At 42.1% G+C, this 17861-nt stretch carries 13 protein-coding genes; 8 read left to right on the top strand and 5 right to left on the bottom strand.

Going from position 1 to position 17861, the window contains the following annotated elements:
• Positions 1 to 217: 217 nt before the first annotated feature.
• On the bottom strand, positions 218 to 2032 hold the full coding sequence (gene proS / locus H6G28_RS27955; protein WP_190675884.1) for a proline--tRNA ligase: 1815 nt from the start codon (positions 2030 to 2032) through the stop codon (positions 218 to 220).
• A 184-nt stretch (positions 2033 to 2216) separates the two neighbouring features.
• Here proS and H6G28_RS27950 point away from each other — a divergent pair, with 184 nt between their 5' ends.
• Positions 2217 to 3608: a lysophospholipid acyltransferase family protein gene (locus tag H6G28_RS27950; RefSeq protein ID WP_190675882.1), complete on the top strand. Its 1392-nt coding sequence runs from the start codon at positions 2217 to 2219 to the stop codon at positions 3606 to 3608.
• 152 nt (positions 3609 to 3760) lie between these two features.
• Here H6G28_RS27950 and H6G28_RS27945 read toward each other — a convergent pair whose 3' ends face one another.
• From H6G28_RS27945 to H6G28_RS27930, 4 genes are all read right to left on the bottom strand, one after another.
• Positions 3761 to 4462, bottom strand: a complete 702-nt coding sequence (locus H6G28_RS27945) for a hypothetical protein (protein WP_190675880.1) — start codon at positions 4460 to 4462, stop codon at positions 3761 to 3763.
• 23 nt (positions 4463 to 4485) lie between these two features.
• Positions 4486 to 5064, bottom strand: coding sequence for a Uma2 family endonuclease (locus H6G28_RS27940; protein WP_190675878.1), 579 nt, complete (start codon positions 5062 to 5064; stop codon positions 4486 to 4488).
• A gap of 36 nt (positions 5065 to 5100) precedes the next feature.
• Positions 5101 to 6312, bottom strand: a complete 1212-nt coding sequence (locus tag H6G28_RS27935; protein ID WP_190675876.1) for a HEAT repeat domain-containing protein — start codon at positions 6310 to 6312, stop codon at positions 5101 to 5103.
• 151 nt (positions 6313 to 6463) lie between these two features.
• Positions 6464 to 6886, bottom strand: a complete 423-nt coding sequence (locus tag H6G28_RS27930; RefSeq protein ID WP_190675874.1) for a QcrA and Rieske domain-containing protein — start codon at positions 6884 to 6886, stop codon at positions 6464 to 6466.
• A gap of 545 nt (positions 6887 to 7431) precedes the next feature.
• Between H6G28_RS27930 and H6G28_RS27925 the strand changes: the two genes are divergently transcribed.
• From H6G28_RS27925 to H6G28_RS27895, 7 genes are all read left to right on the top strand, one after another.
• Entirely contained in the window at positions 7432 to 9057 is a 1626-nt protein-coding gene (locus H6G28_RS27925; RefSeq protein WP_190675872.1) for a ferredoxin--nitrite reductase, read from the top strand.
• A gap of 146 nt (positions 9058 to 9203) precedes the next feature.
• On the top strand, positions 9204 to 10517 hold the full coding sequence (locus H6G28_RS27920; RefSeq protein WP_190675869.1) for a CmpA/NrtA family ABC transporter substrate-binding protein: 1314 nt from the start codon (positions 9204 to 9206) through the stop codon (positions 10515 to 10517).
• A 62-nt stretch (positions 10518 to 10579) separates the two neighbouring features.
• Positions 10580 to 11419, top strand: coding sequence for a nitrate ABC transporter permease (ntrB, locus tag H6G28_RS27915; protein ID WP_190675867.1), 840 nt, complete (start codon positions 10580 to 10582; stop codon positions 11417 to 11419).
• Positions 11420 to 11496: 77 nt separating this feature from the next.
• Positions 11497 to 13485 (top strand): ABC transporter ATP-binding/substrate-binding protein, encoded by a 1989-nt coding sequence (locus H6G28_RS27910; RefSeq protein ID WP_190675865.1) that lies wholly within the window; start codon positions 11497 to 11499, stop codon positions 13483 to 13485.
• Between the two features lie 84 nt (positions 13486 to 13569).
• The gene (locus tag H6G28_RS27905; protein WP_190675863.1) at positions 13570 to 14400 is read left to right on the top strand and encodes a nitrate ABC transporter ATP-binding protein; all 831 of its coding nucleotides are present in this window, start codon (positions 13570 to 13572) and stop codon (positions 14398 to 14400) included.
• Between the two features lie 370 nt (positions 14401 to 14770).
• Entirely contained in the window at positions 14771 to 17023 is a 2253-nt protein-coding gene (locus tag H6G28_RS27900; protein ID WP_190675861.1) for a molybdopterin oxidoreductase family protein, read from the top strand.
• Between the two features lie 203 nt (positions 17024 to 17226).
• The gene (locus H6G28_RS27895; RefSeq protein ID WP_190675859.1) at positions 17227 to 17685 is read left to right on the top strand and encodes a phosphate-starvation-inducible PsiE family protein; all 459 of its coding nucleotides are present in this window, start codon (positions 17227 to 17229) and stop codon (positions 17683 to 17685) included.
• The last annotated feature ends 176 nt before the right edge of the window (positions 17686 to 17861 follow it).

Below are 17861 nucleotides of genomic sequence, written 5' to 3'. Positions count from 1 at the left end.
TAACGCGAACGACTACGCTCAGGGCGAGTCGCTCAATGCTCATTAAGCTGACTACAAGAGGGTTGAGTTTCGACTTCGCTCAACTCCCACGAAGCGATGCACTGAGCTTGTCGAAGTGTGGATACTGAGCGCAGTCGAAGTATCGAAACCCGCTAATCGCAAGTTATTACATTTCACTGCAAATAACTCGCAGGAGCTTGGCGCTAAATTCGTTGGGTTAATTTTTACCTTCTATTGCTGCTGTAACCCATTGTTTTAGTGTAGTAATAACTTCATCAATGGCAATTTCTTGAGATTGACGAGTGGCTCTTTCTACTACTTCAACTTTGCCGTTAGCAATTGCACGTCCGGTAACAATTCTATAAGGTATACCGATTAAATCAGCGTCTTTAAATTTAACTCCAGCGCGTTCATCACGGTCATCTAATAATGTTTCAATTCCGGCTTGATTGAGTTCGGTGTAAAGTTTTTCGGCTATTTGCACTTGTTGGGCATCATTAATGTTAGGAATTGTGACGATCGCGTGATAAGGTGCGATCGCTACAGGCCAAATAATCCCATCTTTATCGTAAGATTGCTCAACTGCTGACTGTGCCAAGCGGGAAACACCCACACCATAGCATCCCATCACCAAGGGTTTTTCTTCTCCTTGTTCATTGGTATAAGTTGCACCCAAGGCTTGGGAATATTTTGTGCCTAATTGGAAGATATGACCAACTTCAATTCCCCTAGCACTGTTTAGAGTTTGTTCGGGGTTGTGAATGGCGCGATCGCCTGGTCTGGCTTTCCGCAAATCTACCACGCTTTCTGGTAGCTTAAATTGCTCGTTCCAATTTGCCCCGACTACGTGATAACCAGTTTCATTCGCACCAGTGACAAAGTTTTTCAAATCAACGGCTGTTTTATCCACCAACCGCACAAATTTGGCGTGAACTTGTTTATTACCTGCAATATATTCATCACTAATATCTGGTGCAATATAACCCAAAGGTAAAGGTTTCGCCGCCCAGGTTTGTTGGGTTTCTGCACTGGGTACATTTAAGGCGATGATTGCTTTTGCGCCGTAGTTAGCTGCTAACCGCGTTAATTCATTCTGTAATTTAACTTCGTTGACTTCCTGATCTCCACGAATACTTACCAATACCAACACAGTCACGCCATTATCGTAGACTGTTTGATACAAAACGTTTTTTACAACTTGAGTCGGAGAACATTTGAAGAATTTACAGAGTTTTTCAATCGTATCAGTTCCTGGGGTTTCCCGTTTTTCATAACTAGTAAACGGTGATGTTTCCGCATCCGCAGGTAAAGACACAGCTTTTTCGACGTTAGCGGCGTATTTACCATCTTCGGTGTAGAGAACTTCGTCTTCGCCAGCTTCCGCCAACACCATAAATTCCGTAGAACCAGAACCACCAATTGCACCAGAGTCAGCCTCTACAGGACGAAACGCTAAACCAGCACGTCGCAACATATTGCTGTAGGCTTGGTACATATCTTGGTAGGTTTTTTTCAAACTTTCTTCATCGACGTGGAAAGAATAACCATCTTTCATGATGAATTCTCGTCCGCGCATCAAACCAAAGCGGGGGCGAATTTCGTCACGGAACTTGGTTTGCAGTTGGTAGAGATGTAGCGGTAACTGACGATAAGAGCGAATCATATCACGCGCGATCGCTGTGATCACTTCTTCATGCGTCGGCCCTAATCCTAATTGTTGCTCACGGCGATCGATTAGGGAAAACATAATTCCCTCAGCTTTAGTATAAGTATCCCAACGTCCTGATTCCTTCCACAAATCAGCAGGCTGTAATTGGGGTAACAAACATTCTTGTGCGCCTGTGGCATTCATTTCTTCGCGCACAATTTGAGAAACCTTTTGCAACACCCGCCACATAAACGGGAGATAAGCATAAATACCGCTACCGATGCGACGAATATACCCTGCACGGAGTAATAACTTATGGCTGGGAATTTCCGCATCAGCAGGATCATCCCGGAGTGTAACGAATAACATTTGTGACAGTCGCATCGTTTAATCCCTTTCCAATTGCAAATCTTTATGTCAACTAAAGTATGAAGTATGAAGTGTGAAGTATAAAGTGCTTGGCTAATAGTCATTTGTCATTTGTTATTTTCACCCTGCATCCCAAACCTTTTTAAAATACTCAGCACTCAGCACTCAGCACTCTCTACTACTTCAGGAGAAACTTACCTTGTCAGACGTAATTTATCAAGCGCAACCACCTTTAGAATTTATTCCGCCAGCGTTTAATCCTTTATTTTTGCGAGTTGTTCACACGGTTCTACCTAGTTGGATACAATGGCAAACGTCTATTTCCCAGATAGAAGCTGACAACGTAGAAATTTTGGCGGATCTTTATCGTCAGTTTCAAGAAGGTAAGGTGCGCTTTTTGTTGGCGTTTCGTCATCCTAAAACAGATGATCCCTTTTGTTTGGTTTACTTGCTGTCTCAACTTGTGCCGAGGATAGCACGACAACAGGGTATAGCATTACAGTCTCCGATCCATGCTCATTTTATCTACGATCGCGGCATTCCTCTCTGGGCGGGTAACTATGTAGGCTGGATGGCTTCACGGTTGGGTGGAACGCCTATTCAACGGGGTAAGGCTGACTGGACGGGGTTACGTTCGGCGCGTGATTTGTTCGCCAATGGTAAATTCCCGATGGCTGCTGCGCCAGAAGGTGCAACAAATGGACTATCAGAAATTGTGAGTCCATTAGAACCCGGTATTGCTCAGTTAGGCTTTTGGTGTGCGGAAGACTTGCAAAAAGCCGGACGCTCGGAACAGGTTTTAATTGTACCAGTTGGACTTAAATATAGTTATACTGCTGCGCCTTGGAGTGCGATCGCGCAATTATTGAGTGATTTAGAAGCGGCGAGTGGTTTGCCTGTGAATGCGGGAAAAACCGATAATATTGCTTCGATGGAGTTACTTTATCCGCGATTATTAGCTTTAGCCGAACATTTATTATCTTTGATGGAGCAATTTTACACGCGGTTTTATCATCAAAAGTTAGCAGATGCTCAAGCTGTCGCGGAAATTAAAGATAGAAATGAAGCCTTAGCATTTCGATTACAAGCATTATTAAATGCTGCCTTGCAAATCTCTGAACAGTATTTTAATTTGCAAGCTAAAGGTACTTTAACAGACCGTTGTCGGAAAGTAGAACAAGCTGGTTGGAATTATATATTTAGGGAAGATTTTAAAGATATCAACGCATTATCTTCTGTGGAGATAGCTTTAGGCGATCGCATTGCGGAAGAAGCAACTGCGAGAATGTGGCACATGCGCTTAGTAGAAAGTTTTGTGGCGGTTTCTGGTAATTATATTAAAGAGAAACCTTCAGTCGAAAGATTTGCCGAAACGACTTTAATTTTATCGCAGATGATTGCCAAAATTCAAGGTGATAAATATTTTCAGCGTCCACAGTTGGGTAAGCAAAAAGTTAAGATTAATATCGGTCAACCGTTATCTATATCTGAGCATTATTCTGCATATAAAGAAAGTCGTGCAGGTGCAAAGCAAGCGGTTAGTGATTTTACAAATGATTTACAACAGGCGATGCAAAGTTTGATTTTATGAGGAGAAGATTGTTTCACGCAGAGACGCATACTTCGACTTACCTCGACTTTTCCTGACGGAGATGCTGCGCGAACGCTCGGTACTAGTCGCTCAGTAACCAGAGGCGCGGAGAGTTATTGAGTGAGTATAATCTCATTAATATAACAGGTCAATTAATAATTTTCTGGAAATGGCATCATACCGATGTGTGGATGGCTCAAGGCTAGAAGCCCATTTCCTTCCTGTAAAACAGTATGAAAACAGGACAGAATGATTGATTGAAGGGTTTCTGCATCATCTTCATTACAGTTTCCTCTAAATCCGATTGACTTTGCTCCTTGAATAAATTCATCAGTACTTATTTCTGCAAAAACTTCTTCTATGATTGCTAAAACATTTGCTATATTTTCTGGTGTTACAAACATATTTCCTAAGTAACCAGGAAGTTTATTTGCACGTTGCCAACCTAAACCACCCCATAACATTTCTGTGGCACATACACGATTAGTTATGATTAATTCTAGTTGGACTTGGCTCATTCTTTGAGAAATAATTGGAGTATTACCTAAAAATAGAGTATCAAAAATTTCTACAAATGCTTTTGGGAAAAAAATATGGGATGTTTGATGTAAATCTTCCCAGTCGAACACATCAGAATTTTTTTGTCTTTGAATCAGACAATCAGGAAAATAAATATTAGATTCATCTAATGTTCGGAAAGGTAGCTGATTCAGAATTTCCGTTCTGATTTTAAGATAGTCTTGTAGGTGATATGCAATTTGCGATCGCTCCACAGCTTGATTAAAAGCTTGAGATACATTGAGTACATCTGAAGGCTCTATTCTAAACAAGCACCAAACTGGATCAGCACTCATAATTTATTGAAATTTCAAATAAATTACACACCTGGGAAGACTTTAGATAAATCTAAAACTAAATCATGGAAGTATGGTAGATTGACTGATTCATTTGGTAGAAATATGAGTTTGCGACGATAACCAAATTGTCCGTGTGAGCTTTGATAAGGTTCGCTGTAACACTCCAAAAAATTATCTACTAAATTAAATATCCAATAATCGGGAATACCCGCTTCAGCATAGATGGATAATTTTGTTTCTTGGTCGTATTTTAAAGAAGAATCAGACACCTCAATCAGCAGTAAAATATCAGATGGGCTAGGATGAGCAGAAAGATAATCATCATCTACATTACGAACAATTACTAAATCTGGTTCAGGTTCACTGTAATCACTTATGATGATAGGCTGCTGACTTCTTATCAAAGCATTTTCATCTATAAGTTTAATCAACTCCCTGAATAAAAGAGTTCCACAAACAGAGTGTGGTGTACCTTTCGCAGCCATTTCAATAATTTCTCCTTTGATTAACTCAACGCGGTCATTTTCTGCAAAAAAGCCGAGTTCAGTTAAACGGTGATATTCAAATATTGTGAAGCGTTTAGCAGTTGAGATACTCATAAAAACTATATAAAAGTATGATTACTTTAATTGTAATCAATACTGGATGGGGAGAATTTCTGGTGAGAGTTTTTTCAGTGCAGCGATCGCGTGTAATTTTACCTGTTCGTTTGAGTCTTGTAATAAAGTAGTTAATGAGGGGATAGCTTGCTGATTGCCTAACTGTCCTAAAGATAATGCGATCGCACTTTTGATATAGGCAATTTCTTTCGCTGAATTATGTGAGTTTAATAATTCTAATAAAATTTCTGTGGCTTTTGCAGTTAACTGTGGTTTTTCAACTCGTCCTAAAACTGTGACAATTTCTTGACACAATATTTCTGATTTAGTTTGGTTTAACGCCTGCTGTAAATATTCCAAACCCGAAATTGTCCCTACCCAAACTAAAGCGCGAATAATTTCGAGTTGTAAGGTTATGGGTGTGTGGGGTGACATCAGCACGGAAAATAAATGTTGGGTAGCCTCATCACCACCAAGCCGAGAAAGGGCGATTGCTGTAGCATTACAAACATCTATATTGAAGTCATCAAGCTTGGGTTGGAGTTTGGCGACTAAATCTAATTCTCCAGTTAAATCGGGGCGGAAACTTAAACCGAGTACGGCGATGCGTCTAATTGTCGCCACCACATCATCTAAAGCTGTGATGAGTACAGGCGGTACACGTTCATCATGAAAGCTGCTGAGGGCTTCTAGGGCGGTGGCGCGGACTGCAACTTCAGTATCTTGTACTACAGTCAATAAGGGTGCAATGGTTTCTGGAGTGCGAATATAAGCCAGCGATCGCACCGCCAAAAGTCTGGTATCATCTTGCTTTAACAGTTGGGAGAGTTGGGTAATTGCTAAACTCCCCATTTGTCCTAGTGATGTAGCTGCGATCGCTTTTAATTCTTCATCATCACTAGTTTTGAGCAATTCTACCAAAGGTGCGATCGCCTCTGGATGTTGAAACTCGCCTAAAGTTCGCGCCGCATACCAATGCAATTCTTCCTCTGCTTCTTCGTCTTCTAAAATCTCAATCAGTGGTGGAATGGCAATATTTCCCAAGCGAAGTAAAACCTTGGTAATTTCCCAACGCTGCTGAAAATCGCCCATTTCTAAAACAGGCAGTGCTAATTTCAGTAAATCTTCTGAATATTGCTCATTTTCCACCACAATTAACTGTTGCAGGTATTGAATCAGCACCGGCCAATCACCAGCATCATACGCCGTCTGTGCCTGTATTAAAAGCTGGTTGGTATTGCCTTGCATAAGCTAGGGAGTGGGAGACAAGGGGGATAAGGGAGACAAGGGGGACAAGGGAGATAAGGGAGAAATATAGCAATGAACAAAGTAGTTGGGACATCAGCAGACAACAAAAGACTTTTAATTCTGTTACCTGTCACCTATCACCTGTCACCTATTAACTCTTAACTAAAACGGAATCGCCTTCAATTTTAGCGGTGTAGGTTTTTAATGGTTTTTCGGCCGGGCCTTTTTGTACTTGACCATCAGTGCCATATTCTGCACGGTGACAGGGACAGGCGAATTTTTTTGCATCGGCTTTCCAGTCTACGGTGCAGCCTTTATGAGTACAGGTAGGGTCAACAGCAACCAGATTAGCAGCTTGAGATGTACCCACTACCAGCACATTTCCAACAGGGGAATTTTTGACCAACAGTTGACCTTTTTGGTCTAGGTCTTTAGTAGTGCCGACTTTTTGCCAACTTCCAGCAGCTTCAGATGTTGGTGTATTTGTCTGGGAAGTACAGGCCGCAATAGCGACTGGTAGGTTACTAGCTATTAAACCTAAACCAACCCAATTGATAAAATCACGACGTTTCATAGTTGTGGAAATTATTTGTAATTAGATTAACAGCGATCGCTTGCTCTACGGTTAGCAGTTTCTCCAGACTTGAGCATCAACATCATACTGGTGTGAGTTAGCGACGCTTTTAGATCACTCATCTGCTCAGTGTAATGCAGAAAACGCATTTTTATGATGCAAAATTAGGAATTTTACTAATATTTTGTAGCTAATTATACGATTTTAGCAGAAATCTGACTTTAACCTTAAAAGTGTCGAAATTGTTACATAAACAATTGCCCTGTTTACTCGCTAAATCTTCCCTATGTAAAAGATGACAAATTGTCTCCCAAAGCTTACGAAGTCGCGTTCAGTTTAAACTTGAAATCAATCTCAAATTCTGAGTCAATTCATCAGTAGATAAATTATTTCAGAACGCACTTAAAACTTAAAAATTAGCAATAAATAAATATTCAATTTAAAGCCTCCAAACTCGTAGAAACAACATCCAAACTACGGGTTGATTGATATTGGCTCAAGAAACCTGAAGTTCTCACTGGATTAGTAATAATGAGAGTTAACTCATGACAGATACAGGAACCACTACCAAAACCAGCGTCAATAAATTCGAGAAATTCAAAGCAGAAAAAGACGGACTCGCCGTTAAAGCCGAAATCGCCAAATTTGCCGCCCTCGGATGGGAAGCAATGGACGAAACCGACCGAGATCATCGACTCAAATGGGTAGGCGTATTTTTCCGCCCAGTTACCCCAGGCAAATTTATGATGCGGATGCGGATGCCGAATGGTATTCTTACCAGTGACCAAATGCGAGTTTTGGCGGAAGTATTGCAGCGTTACGGTGATGATGGTAGTGCTGACATTACCACTCGGCAGAATATTCAATTGCGGGGAATCAGAATTGAAGATTTACCCGATATCTTCAATAAATTTCACGCCGTCGGTTTAACCAGTGTGCAGTCTGGGATGGACAACGTTCGCAACATCACAGGCGATCCCGTCGCTGGACTGGATGCGGATGAATTGTTTGATACACGGGATTTGGTGCAGCAAATTCAAGATATGCTCACCAACAAAGGACAAGGCAACCCAGAGTTTACCAACCTCCCCCGCAAGTTTAATATCGCCATCACAGGTGGAAGAGACAATTCAGTTCACGCCGAAATCAATGACTTAGCATTTGTTCCAGCATTTAAAGAAGGGAGTGGGGAATTGGGAGTGGGGAGTGGTGAATCTCCTACTCCCTACTCCCTACTCCCTACTCCCCAAAAAATCTTCGGGTTTAACATCCTGGTTGGTGGCTTTTTCTCCGCCAAACGCTGCGATGCTGCAATTCCTCTCAATGCTTGGGTAGCACCTGAAGATGTCGTGGCTGTATGTAGAGCCGTTTTAGAAGTGTTCCGAGACAACGGTTCACGGGCTAACCGCCTGAAATCTCGTTTGATGTGGCTGCTTGATGAATGGGGTATAGATAAGTTTCGCGCTGAAGTAGAACAGCGATTAGGTAAATCATTGTTACCTGCTGCGCCCAAAGACGAGATTGATTGGGAAAAACGCGATCATATCGGCATATACAAGCAAAAACAACCAGGATTTAACTATGTAGGCTTTCATGTTCCCGTTGGGCGGTTGTATGCCGAAGATATGTATGAAATTGCGCGACTTGCAGAAGTGTATGGTAGTGGTGAAATTCGACTAACAGTTGAACAAAACATCATCATTCCGAATGTTTCTGATGGTAGTCTGGCAACATTTTTAGCAGAACCCCTACTAACAAGATTTTCCATCAATCCGGGGACATTGGAGCGATCGCTTGTTTCCTGCACAGGCGCACAATTTTGTAACTTCGCCCTCATCGAAACCAAAAACCGCGCCCTAGCCACCATTCAAGCTTTAGAAGCAGACTTAACCTTCACCCAGCCAGTCCGCATTCACTGGACGGGTTGTCCCAACTCCTGCGGACAGCCACAAGTTGCAGATATCGGCTTAATGGGTACAAAAGCCCGCAAAAATGGCAAAGCCGTAGAAGGCGTAGACATCTATATGGGTGGCAAAGTCGGCAAAGACGCGCATTTAGGAACCTGTGCCATCAAAGGTGTACCCTGCGAAGACTTGCAACCAGTCTTACAAGACCTACTCATTAAACACTTCGGCGCAAAACTCAAACAAGAAGCCTTGGTGGAAGTATGAAGTGTGAAGTCTGAAGTCTGAAGTCTGAAGTCTGAAATTTTAGACTTCTACTTATGTTTATGCAAAACCTCTCTCAAACTCTCATTCCTCTGCGAACTCTGCGCCTTGGCGGTTCGTAACTCCTACAAATGACAAAGGACAAATAAATGACCAACCTTTCCCGCAGAAAATTTATTTTTACCACTGGTGCAGCCGCCGCCGCTTCTATTGTTGCTCATGGTTGTTCCAGCAATACAGCCTCCAATGGTGGTAACAACCCATCCGCCGCACCAGTCGCTAACGTCACCTCTGCAAATGCGCCCAAAGTTGAGACAACCAAAGCCAAACTCGGATTTATTGCCCTTACTGATTCTGCACCGCTCATTATTGCTAAAGAAAAAGGTTTATTTGCGAAATATGGGATGACAGATGTCGAAGTTATCAAGCAAAAATCTTGGCCTGTCACCCGCGATAACTTAAAAATTGGTTCGGCTGGCGGTGGTATTGATGGCGCACATATCCTCAGCCCTATGCCATATCTGATGACCATTAACGATAAAGTGCCGATGTATCTCTTGGCGCGATTAAATACAAATGGTCAGGCTATCTCCGTCGCTAATAAATTCAAAGAACTCAAAGTCAACCTGGAAAGTAAAGCACTCAAAGAAGCCGCAACTAAAGCCAAAGCTGATAAAAAATCCTTAAAAGCTGGAATTACTTTTCCCGGTGGTACTCACGATTTATGGATGCGCTATTGGTTAGCGGCTGGTGGGATTAATCCAGACCAAGATATGGTTTTAGAACCTGTACCACCACCACAAATGGTTGCCAATATGAAAGTGAATACAATTGATGCTTTTTGTGTTGGTGAACCTTGGAATGCTCAATTAGTCAGTCAAAAATTAGGTTATTCCGCCTTAGTTACAGGTGAATTATGGAAAGACCATCCAGAAAAAGCCTTTGCAATGCGCCAAGATTGGGTTGATAAAAATCCCAATGCTGCACAAGCAATATTAATGGCAATTCTTGAAGCACAACAATGGTGCGACAAGCTAGAAAACAAAGAAGAAATGTGCAAAATCTGTAGCGATCGCAAATACTTTAATGTTGCAGCCGCAGATATTATCGAGAGGGCTAAAGGTAATATTGACTTTGGCGATGGACGTACAGAAAAAGAATTTCCCTATCGGATGAAATTCTGGGCTGATAATGCTTCCTATCCTTATAAGAGTCACGATATTTGGTTTTTAACTGAAGATATTCGCTGGGGTTATTTGCCAAAAGATACCAAAGTTAAAGAAATCGTTGACCAAGTAAATAAAGAAGACCTATGGAAGAAAGCAGCGAAAGCTATTGGTGTACCTGATTCTCAAATTCCTACTAGTAGTTCTCGTGGTGTAGAAACTTTCTTTGATGGAGTGAAATTCGACCCAGAAAAACCAGAAGAATATTTGCAATCTTTGAAAATTAAGAAAGTTTAATTTCTGACTTCTCTCCCAACGATCGCAACACAATTTATTAACACTTTCGGAATCATAAAATAATGGCAGTTGTTCTAGGAAATCGCACAGTTAGAAAAAAGCCCCAAAAGGCTATTAATAAATTTATTGTCAAAAAAGTTATACCACCGTTGGTAGCACTAGCTATCTTTCTGGTGATTTGGCAATTACTTTGTTTAAATCCTGGCTTTAAATTACCTGGCCCAATAGAAACATTTACCGAAACTTTTGACCCTTTTATTATTCACCCATTTTTTGATAATGGTGAAAGCGATAAAGGTTTAGGTTGGCAAATACTCAGCAGTTTAGGCAGGGTTGGTTTGGGTTTTTCATTAGCAACAATTGTCGGCATCACATTAGGAATTTTAATTGGTGCTAATCAATTTATTTACAATGCGGTAGATCCCATATTTCAAGTGTTAAGAACTGTACCGCCACTGGCATGGCTACCAATTTCTTTAGCAGCATTTCAACAAGCTAATCCTTCAGCAATTTTCGTGATTTTTATTACGTCAATTTGGCCGATTATTATTAACACTACAGTGGGTGTACAGCAAATTCCCCAAGACTATGTGAATGTAGCTAGAGTTTTAAAACTCAAAGGGCCAAAGTATTTCTTTAAAATTGTATTTCCGGCGACTGTGCCTTATATTTTTACAGGGTTACGGATTGGGATTGGGTTATCTTGGTTAGCAATTGTGGCGGCGGAAATGTTGGTAGGTGGTGTGGGTATTGGCTCGTTTATTTGGGATGCTTACAACACGACTACAGAAACTAATTTGAGTGAGATTATTTTGGCGTTGATTTATGTTGGTTTGGTGGGGTTGATATTGGATAGATTGGTTGGTTTTATTGCTAGTAAGGTGGTGGCAGAACAGAAGTAGAAAACTGAGAGCGTTGGTTGAATCCAGAAAAAGAATTACCTCACGCAAAGGCGCAAAGACGCAAAGAGTAATTAGATATGACTACTACTTTTGTTGAAGTTGACCACGTTGATAGAATATTTGATTTACCGAATGGTGGTAAATATATTGCGCTGAAGAATATTGAGTTGAAAATCCGGCAGGGGGAGTTTGTTTCTTTAATTGGGCATTCTGGTTGCGGGAAGTCTACTTTACTGAACATTATTGCGGGTTTAGATAGAGCCAGTATTGGTGGTGTGACTTTGGAAGGAAAGGAGATTAGAGAACCTAGTCCTGACCGGATGGTGGTGTTTCAAAATTACTCGCTGCTTCCTTGGTTAAATGTGCGGGAAAATATCGCTTTGGCTGTGGATGAGGTTTATCAAAATAAGTCGAAAAGAGATCGCACCCGCATCATCGAAGAACATATCGATATGGTGGGCTTGCGTCTAGCAGCTAAGAAGCGTCCCAGTGAGTTATCTGGCGGGATGAAACAACGGGTAGCAATAGCCCGTGCTTTGGCGATTCGTCCGAAGTTGTTATTGTTAGATGAGCCTTTTGGTGCTTTAGATGCGCTCACACGGGGTAGTTTGCAAGAACAATTGATGAAAATCTGCAATGAGCATAATGTTACTTGTGTGATGGTAACTCATGATGTGGATGAAGCATTATTGTTGAGCGATCGCATCGTTATGCTCACCAATGGGCCAGAAGCGCACATTGGTCAAATTCTGGAAGTTCCTATCCCTCGCCCTCGTCAACGTTTGGAAGTCGTTAATCATCCCAGTTACTACAATCTGCGGAATGAGATGATTTACTTCCTCAATAAACAAAAGCAGGCTAAGAAACGCAAAGCCCAACAAACAGCCGCATCTGTGGCGGTATCTCCAAGAGGTTTAGAAAAAGTCAACTTAGAAATTGGCTTTCTCCCCTTAACTGACACAGCACCTTTAATCGTTGCCCAAGAAAAAGGCTTCTTTGCTGAATATGGTTTAGAAGTCACCCTCAACCGTGCAAGCAATTGGAATGAAATTGCCAAAGGTGTGGCGACAGGTAAATTAGATGCAGCCCAAATGCTTGCAGGAATGCCCTTAGCACTAACTTTAGGCGCAGGTGGTAAAACACCAATTCCGGTTGTCAACGCGCTGAATCTTTCCCGGAATGCCAATGCTATTACCTTAAGCAAAAGACTGTATAGCGAAGGTGTGAGAAATCTAAGCGACCTGAAAGCCGCAATTAACGCTGCTCCTGACAGAATTTTAACCTTGGGTGTAGTTCATCCCACATCCATGCAGAACTTAATTCTGCGTTATTGGTTAGCGGCTGGCGGGATTAATCCTGATACAGATGTTAGCTTAACTGCGATCGCACCTACAGAAATGGTCGCTCAACTCAAAGCCGGAACCATTGACGGCTACTGTGCTGGCGAACCTTGGAATTATATGGCGGTTCATGATGATGTCGGTTTTGTTGCAGCCACCGCCCTAGAAATTTGGTCAGGACAACCCAAAAAAGTATTAGGTGTGCGCGAAGACTGGGCGCAGCAATATCCCGAAACTTATCTAGCCTTAATCAAAGCCTTACTAGAAGCGTGTAAATACTGTGATGACCTCCGCAACCGAGAAGAAATTCTCAAATTAATCTGTCGTCCTGAATACCTCAACCTCAACCCAGCCTACGTCCGTCCTGGCTTCATTGACCCTTACGATCGCGGCGACGGTACTCAACCCCAATCACTCACCGCCTACAACCAGTTTTACCTCAACAAAACCAACTATCCCAACCGCACCGAAATCTTGTGGATGGTGACTCAACTAGCACGCTGGGGCTTAACACCATTCCCCAAAAACTGGCTAGAAATTATCGAAAGAGTCTGTCGCGCAGATATATTTGGTGCAGCCGCCCGTGACCTCGGCTTACTCGATACCGGCTACGACGACCCAATTCACCTATTTGACGGTAAAGTTTTTAACCCCTCAGAACCCCTAGAATACCTCAAAAGCCTAGAAATCAAACGAGACATCCGTATAGAAGAAGTATTTATTTAGTCATTAGTCATTAGTCATTCGTCCTTTGTAACTCTCCGCGCCTCTGCGCCTCTGCGTGAAAAAATAATAAATTCGGACAATATCATGCAAATAATAAACAAAACTCTCCAAAAACCACAAACCAAAGCAGATAACTTCCTCGTAATTGAAGGCGTAAGCAAAATTTACCCCACCCCCGAAGGCCCCTACACCGTCCTCGATGGCATTGACCTCAAAGTTCGTGAAGGCGAATTTGTCTGCTTAATTGGTCACTCCGGCTGTGGTAAATCCACCCTCCTCAATATGGTGTCTGGCTTCAACACACCCACCGATGGCGTTGTTATGCTGCAAGACCAACCCATCACCGAACCAGGCCCAGACCGGATGATGGTATTTCAAAACTATTGCTTACTACCTTGGCTGAGTGTATTTGAAAACGTTTATCTGGCTGTAGATTCTGTATTTCCCAAAAAGCCCCAAGCAGAAAAACGCGCCATTGTTAGAGAACACTTAGCAATGGTGGGATTGACAGAAGCCGCAGACAAGAAACCACATCAAATTTCTGGGGGGATGAAACAGCGAGTGGCGATCGCTCGCGCCCTTTCCATCCGTCCCCAAGTCTTGATTTTAGATGAACCCTTCGGTGCATTAGACGCAATCACCAAAGAAGAACTACAAGAAGAACTACTGCAAATCTGGAGTGACCATCAAGTTACCGTCTTGATGATTACTCACGACATTGATGAGGCTTTGTTCCTAGCCGACAGAGTAGTAATGATGACCAATGGCCCAGCCGCTCAAATCGGTGAAGTATTAGAAATTCCTTTCACCCGTCCCCGCAACCGCCGCCGCATTATGGAAGACCCAGAATATTACAACCTGCGGAACTATGCTCTAGATTTCCTCTATCGTCGGTTTGCTCATGATGAGGAGTAATACCATTTCACTTTAAAAATGATACAGACATGAAAGCAGCGCCTCGACTTCGCTCGGCGACCGGAATCAGAGTTGGAGAGGAAGTGATTTGTATCAGTAATTTCGTGAATTGGTATAAGACCAATTTAATTTGAAGCTGTACTAAACAAGTAACCCTCTTTTCTTCGTGTCCTTTGTGTCCTTTGCGGTTCGTTTTTTAATTCTGTGCATCTTCATACAAAATTGATATACGATGAATCTTTATTCTCACGCAAAGACGCAAAGAAGAGTGAGAGAAGAATAAATTTCGAGATAAATGGGAATATAGGGATGCTGTTGGTTCATAAACAATCAACCAGCCCATAAGCACCGATAAATTAGGTGTATCTACATGACTGAATTTACTAAAACTGTTTGTCCTTATTGTGGTGTTGGCTGTGGTTTAGAAGTGTCTCCACCAGCCCAACACGGCAAAGCAACTAACCGAGATAGTCAAGGAAATCCGACTTGGCGAGTCAGGGGTGATAAATCTCACCCATCAAGCCAGGGAATGGTATGTGTTAAAGGTGCAACGATCGCCGAATCTTTAGATAAAAATAGACTACATTACCCAATGGTGCGGGATTCTTTAGACCAAGAGTTCCGGCGAGTTAGTTGGGATGAAGCTTTTGAACTAATTACCAGCCGTATTCAAACTGTCCGCTTCACCCAAGGTTCAGAAGCTATATGTATGTATGGTTCTGGTCAATTCCAAACTGAGGACTATTACATCGCCCAAAAACTGTTAAAAGGCTGTTTAGGAACAAACAATTTTGATGCCAACTCACGCTTATGTATGTCCAGTGCGGTATCTGGATATATTCAAAGTTTTGGCGCAGATGGCCCGCCCTGTTGTTACGAAGATTTAGAGTTAACTGACTGTGCATTTTTAATTGGGACTAACACAGCCGAATGTCATCCTATTATTTTTAACCGACTAGAAAAATACCACAAAAAAAACCGCAAAGTAAAAATGGTGGTGGTTGACCCTCGCCGCACACCCACCGCCGAAGCCGCAGATTTACATTTAGCAATTCGTCCCGGTACAGATATTGATTTGTTAAATGGTATCGCCCATTTATTAATGCGTTGGAATTATATTGATGTTGGCTTTATTGATGACTGCACCAGCAATTTTTCCGCTTATGCAGAAGTCATCCGCCACTATTCCCCAGAAGTAACAGCGCGTCAATGCGGTATCAGCGTTGAAGATTTAGAAACAGCCGCCCGTTATTGGGGTCAATCTCAACGAGTGTTGTCTTTGTGGTCGATGGGTGTGAACCAATCAACTGAAGGGACAGCCAAGGTAAGGACTATCATTAACCTCCACTTGATGACAGGACAAATTGGTAAGCCAGGGGCGGGGCCGTTTTCGTTAACTGGTCAACCTAATGCAATGGGCGGTAGAGAAGCCGGGGGTTTAGCGCATTTATTACCCGGTTATCGCTCGGTGAAAAATGACCAGCATCGCACCGAAGTGGAAGATTTTTGGGGACTAAAGCGAGGTCAAATTTCTTCTGTTCCTGGTTTAACGGCTTGGGATATGATTACAGGTTTAGAAACTGGCGATGTCGGGTTACTGTGGATTGCCGCTACTAACCCAGCTGTGAGTATGCCAGATTTGGAACGGACAAAGAAAGCATTATTGCGATCGCCTTTCACCATTTACCAAGACGCATATTACCCCACCGAAACCGCCGCCTATGCTCATGTCCTGTTACCTGCTGCCCAGTGGGGTGAAAAAACAGGCGTAATGACCAACTCTGAACGCCGCGTTAGTTTATGTCAAGCATTCCGCCAACCACCAAGAGAAGCCAAAGCCGACTGGGAAATTTTCGCGGAAGTTGGACGAAGGTTAGGTTTTGCCGATAAGTTTAACTTTGCCAACTCTGCCCAAGTTTACGCCGAATTTACCCAACTCACCAAAAATCGCCCATGCGATATGTCAGGAATTAGTCATGAACAATTACAAAAACAAGGGCCAACCCACTGGCCGCATCCCGAAACGGGGAGTGGGGAATGGGGAGTGGGGAATGGGGATAAAACATCTTCTTCCCCTACACCCTACACCCTACACCCTACACCCTCCAACTCAAAAAGACTCTACACAGACCTACACTTCCACACCCCCGACGGTCGGGCGCGGTTCGGGGCTTATTACTCCAAAGGTTTAGCCGAACCACCAGACCCCGATTATCCTTTTATATTAACTACAGGACGACTTTACGGACATTGGCACACGCAAACGCGCACAGGTCGCATTGAAAAAATTCGCTCAATGCACCCGGAACCATTCATTGAAATTCATCCCCGTGATGCGGCGAAGTTGGAAATTAGTGATAATCAAGTAATCGAAGTGCGATCGCGGCGTGGTCAAGCTCATTTTCCCGCAAAAGTGACTAAGGCGATCGCACCCGGTACAGTTTTTGTGCCGATGCACTGGGGCGCACTGTGGGCAAATCAAGCCGAAGCCAACGCCCTCACCCATTCCGAAGCTTGTCCAGATTCTCTGCAACCAGAATTAAAAGCTTGTGCAGTCCAACTAGCACCAATTTCTGTGGAAGTCACCAGCAAAAATTATCAACTCCAATCGTCACAATGGTGATCTGCTTGGTATATCCTTAAACAAGAAATTGGTAATTGAGTCATTAAATCAATAGATATTAGTCAATGGTGAGGATTTACAAAACTCATCCTTAAATCTTGATTACAGCAGACATCAAGATATTATGTCGTAATTCTTGATATTGACTGACTATATATACATTATTACCAATTACTTGTTGAACTATAACCAGGATGCAGCAGATGAAAAAACTATTCAAAAACATCTTCGGAGTATTTACCGATGAAGGCTTCATGCACATTATCGAGAACGTCGAGGTAATAGTTTCTAAGGTTTTATCTGTGTTAATGGTACTAGTAATATTAGTAGCGATCGGAGATTTAGGTGCTTTTTTAATTAAAGAGTTATTTGATACTCCCTATGGTAAATTCAATACAACATTATTTAAAATATTTGGCTTGTTCTTAAATATCCTAATTGCCTTAGAAATTCTCGAAAATATCACAGCTTACCTACGAAAACACGTATTCCAAGTAGAATTAGTTATTGTTACTTCTTTAATTGCTGTTGCTCGTAAAATTATTATTCTTGACTTAGAGAAAGTTACAGGAATTGATATAATCGGCTTAGGAATTGCCATTTTAGCTTTATCTATCAGTTATTTAATCATTCGTTCTAGTAATTCCAAACAATCTCATTAAATTTGTTCATATTTAACAAGCATTTATATTAATTGAAATATTTTTTGCTCTCACATGAAGATATAACAATCATCTAGAATATATCAATTATTAATAGTTTAAAAATCTCTCTCACTTGTCCTCCTTGTCTGTTTTGTCTGTTTATCAAATAGCACTGCCACAAGTTTTTTATGATT

The organism is Nostoc sp. FACHB-190 (assembly GCF_014696905.1).
GTDB lineage: Bacteria > Cyanobacteriota > Cyanobacteriia > Cyanobacteriales > Nostocaceae > Nostoc_B.
This window is presented reverse-complemented; position numbering and strand designations above follow the sequence as displayed.

Excerpts from the sequence above, each read along its gene's own strand:
- proS (WP_190675884.1), bottom strand. The coding sequence starts at position 2,032 with ATGCGACTGTCACAAATGTTATTCGTTACACTCCGGGATGATCCTGCT.
- H6G28_RS27945 (WP_190675880.1), bottom strand. The coding sequence starts at position 4,462 with ATGAGTGCTGATCCAGTTTGGTGCTTGTTTAGAATAGAGCCTTCAGAT.
- H6G28_RS27940 (WP_190675878.1), bottom strand. The coding sequence starts at position 5,064 with ATGAGTATCTCAACTGCTAAACGCTTCACAATATTTGAATATCACCGT.
- H6G28_RS27935 (WP_190675876.1), bottom strand. The coding sequence starts at position 6,312 with ATGCAAGGCAATACCAACCAGCTTTTAATACAGGCACAGACGGCGTAT.
- H6G28_RS27930 (WP_190675874.1), bottom strand. The coding sequence starts at position 6,886 with ATGAAACGTCGTGATTTTATCAATTGGGTTGGTTTAGGTTTAATAGCT.
- H6G28_RS27925 (WP_190675872.1), top strand. The coding sequence starts at position 7,432 with ATGACAGATACAGGAACCACTACCAAAACCAGCGTCAATAAATTCGAG.
- H6G28_RS27920 (WP_190675869.1), top strand. The coding sequence starts at position 9,204 with ATGACCAACCTTTCCCGCAGAAAATTTATTTTTACCACTGGTGCAGCC.
- ntrB (WP_190675867.1), top strand. The coding sequence starts at position 10,580 with ATGGCAGTTGTTCTAGGAAATCGCACAGTTAGAAAAAAGCCCCAAAAG.
- H6G28_RS27910 (WP_190675865.1), top strand. The coding sequence starts at position 11,497 with ATGACTACTACTTTTGTTGAAGTTGACCACGTTGATAGAATATTTGAT.
- H6G28_RS27905 (WP_190675863.1), top strand. The coding sequence starts at position 13,570 with ATGCAAATAATAAACAAAACTCTCCAAAAACCACAAACCAAAGCAGAT.
- H6G28_RS27900 (WP_190675861.1), top strand. The coding sequence starts at position 14,771 with ATGACTGAATTTACTAAAACTGTTTGTCCTTATTGTGGTGTTGGCTGT.
- H6G28_RS27895 (WP_190675859.1), top strand. The coding sequence starts at position 17,227 with ATGAAAAAACTATTCAAAAACATCTTCGGAGTATTTACCGATGAAGGC.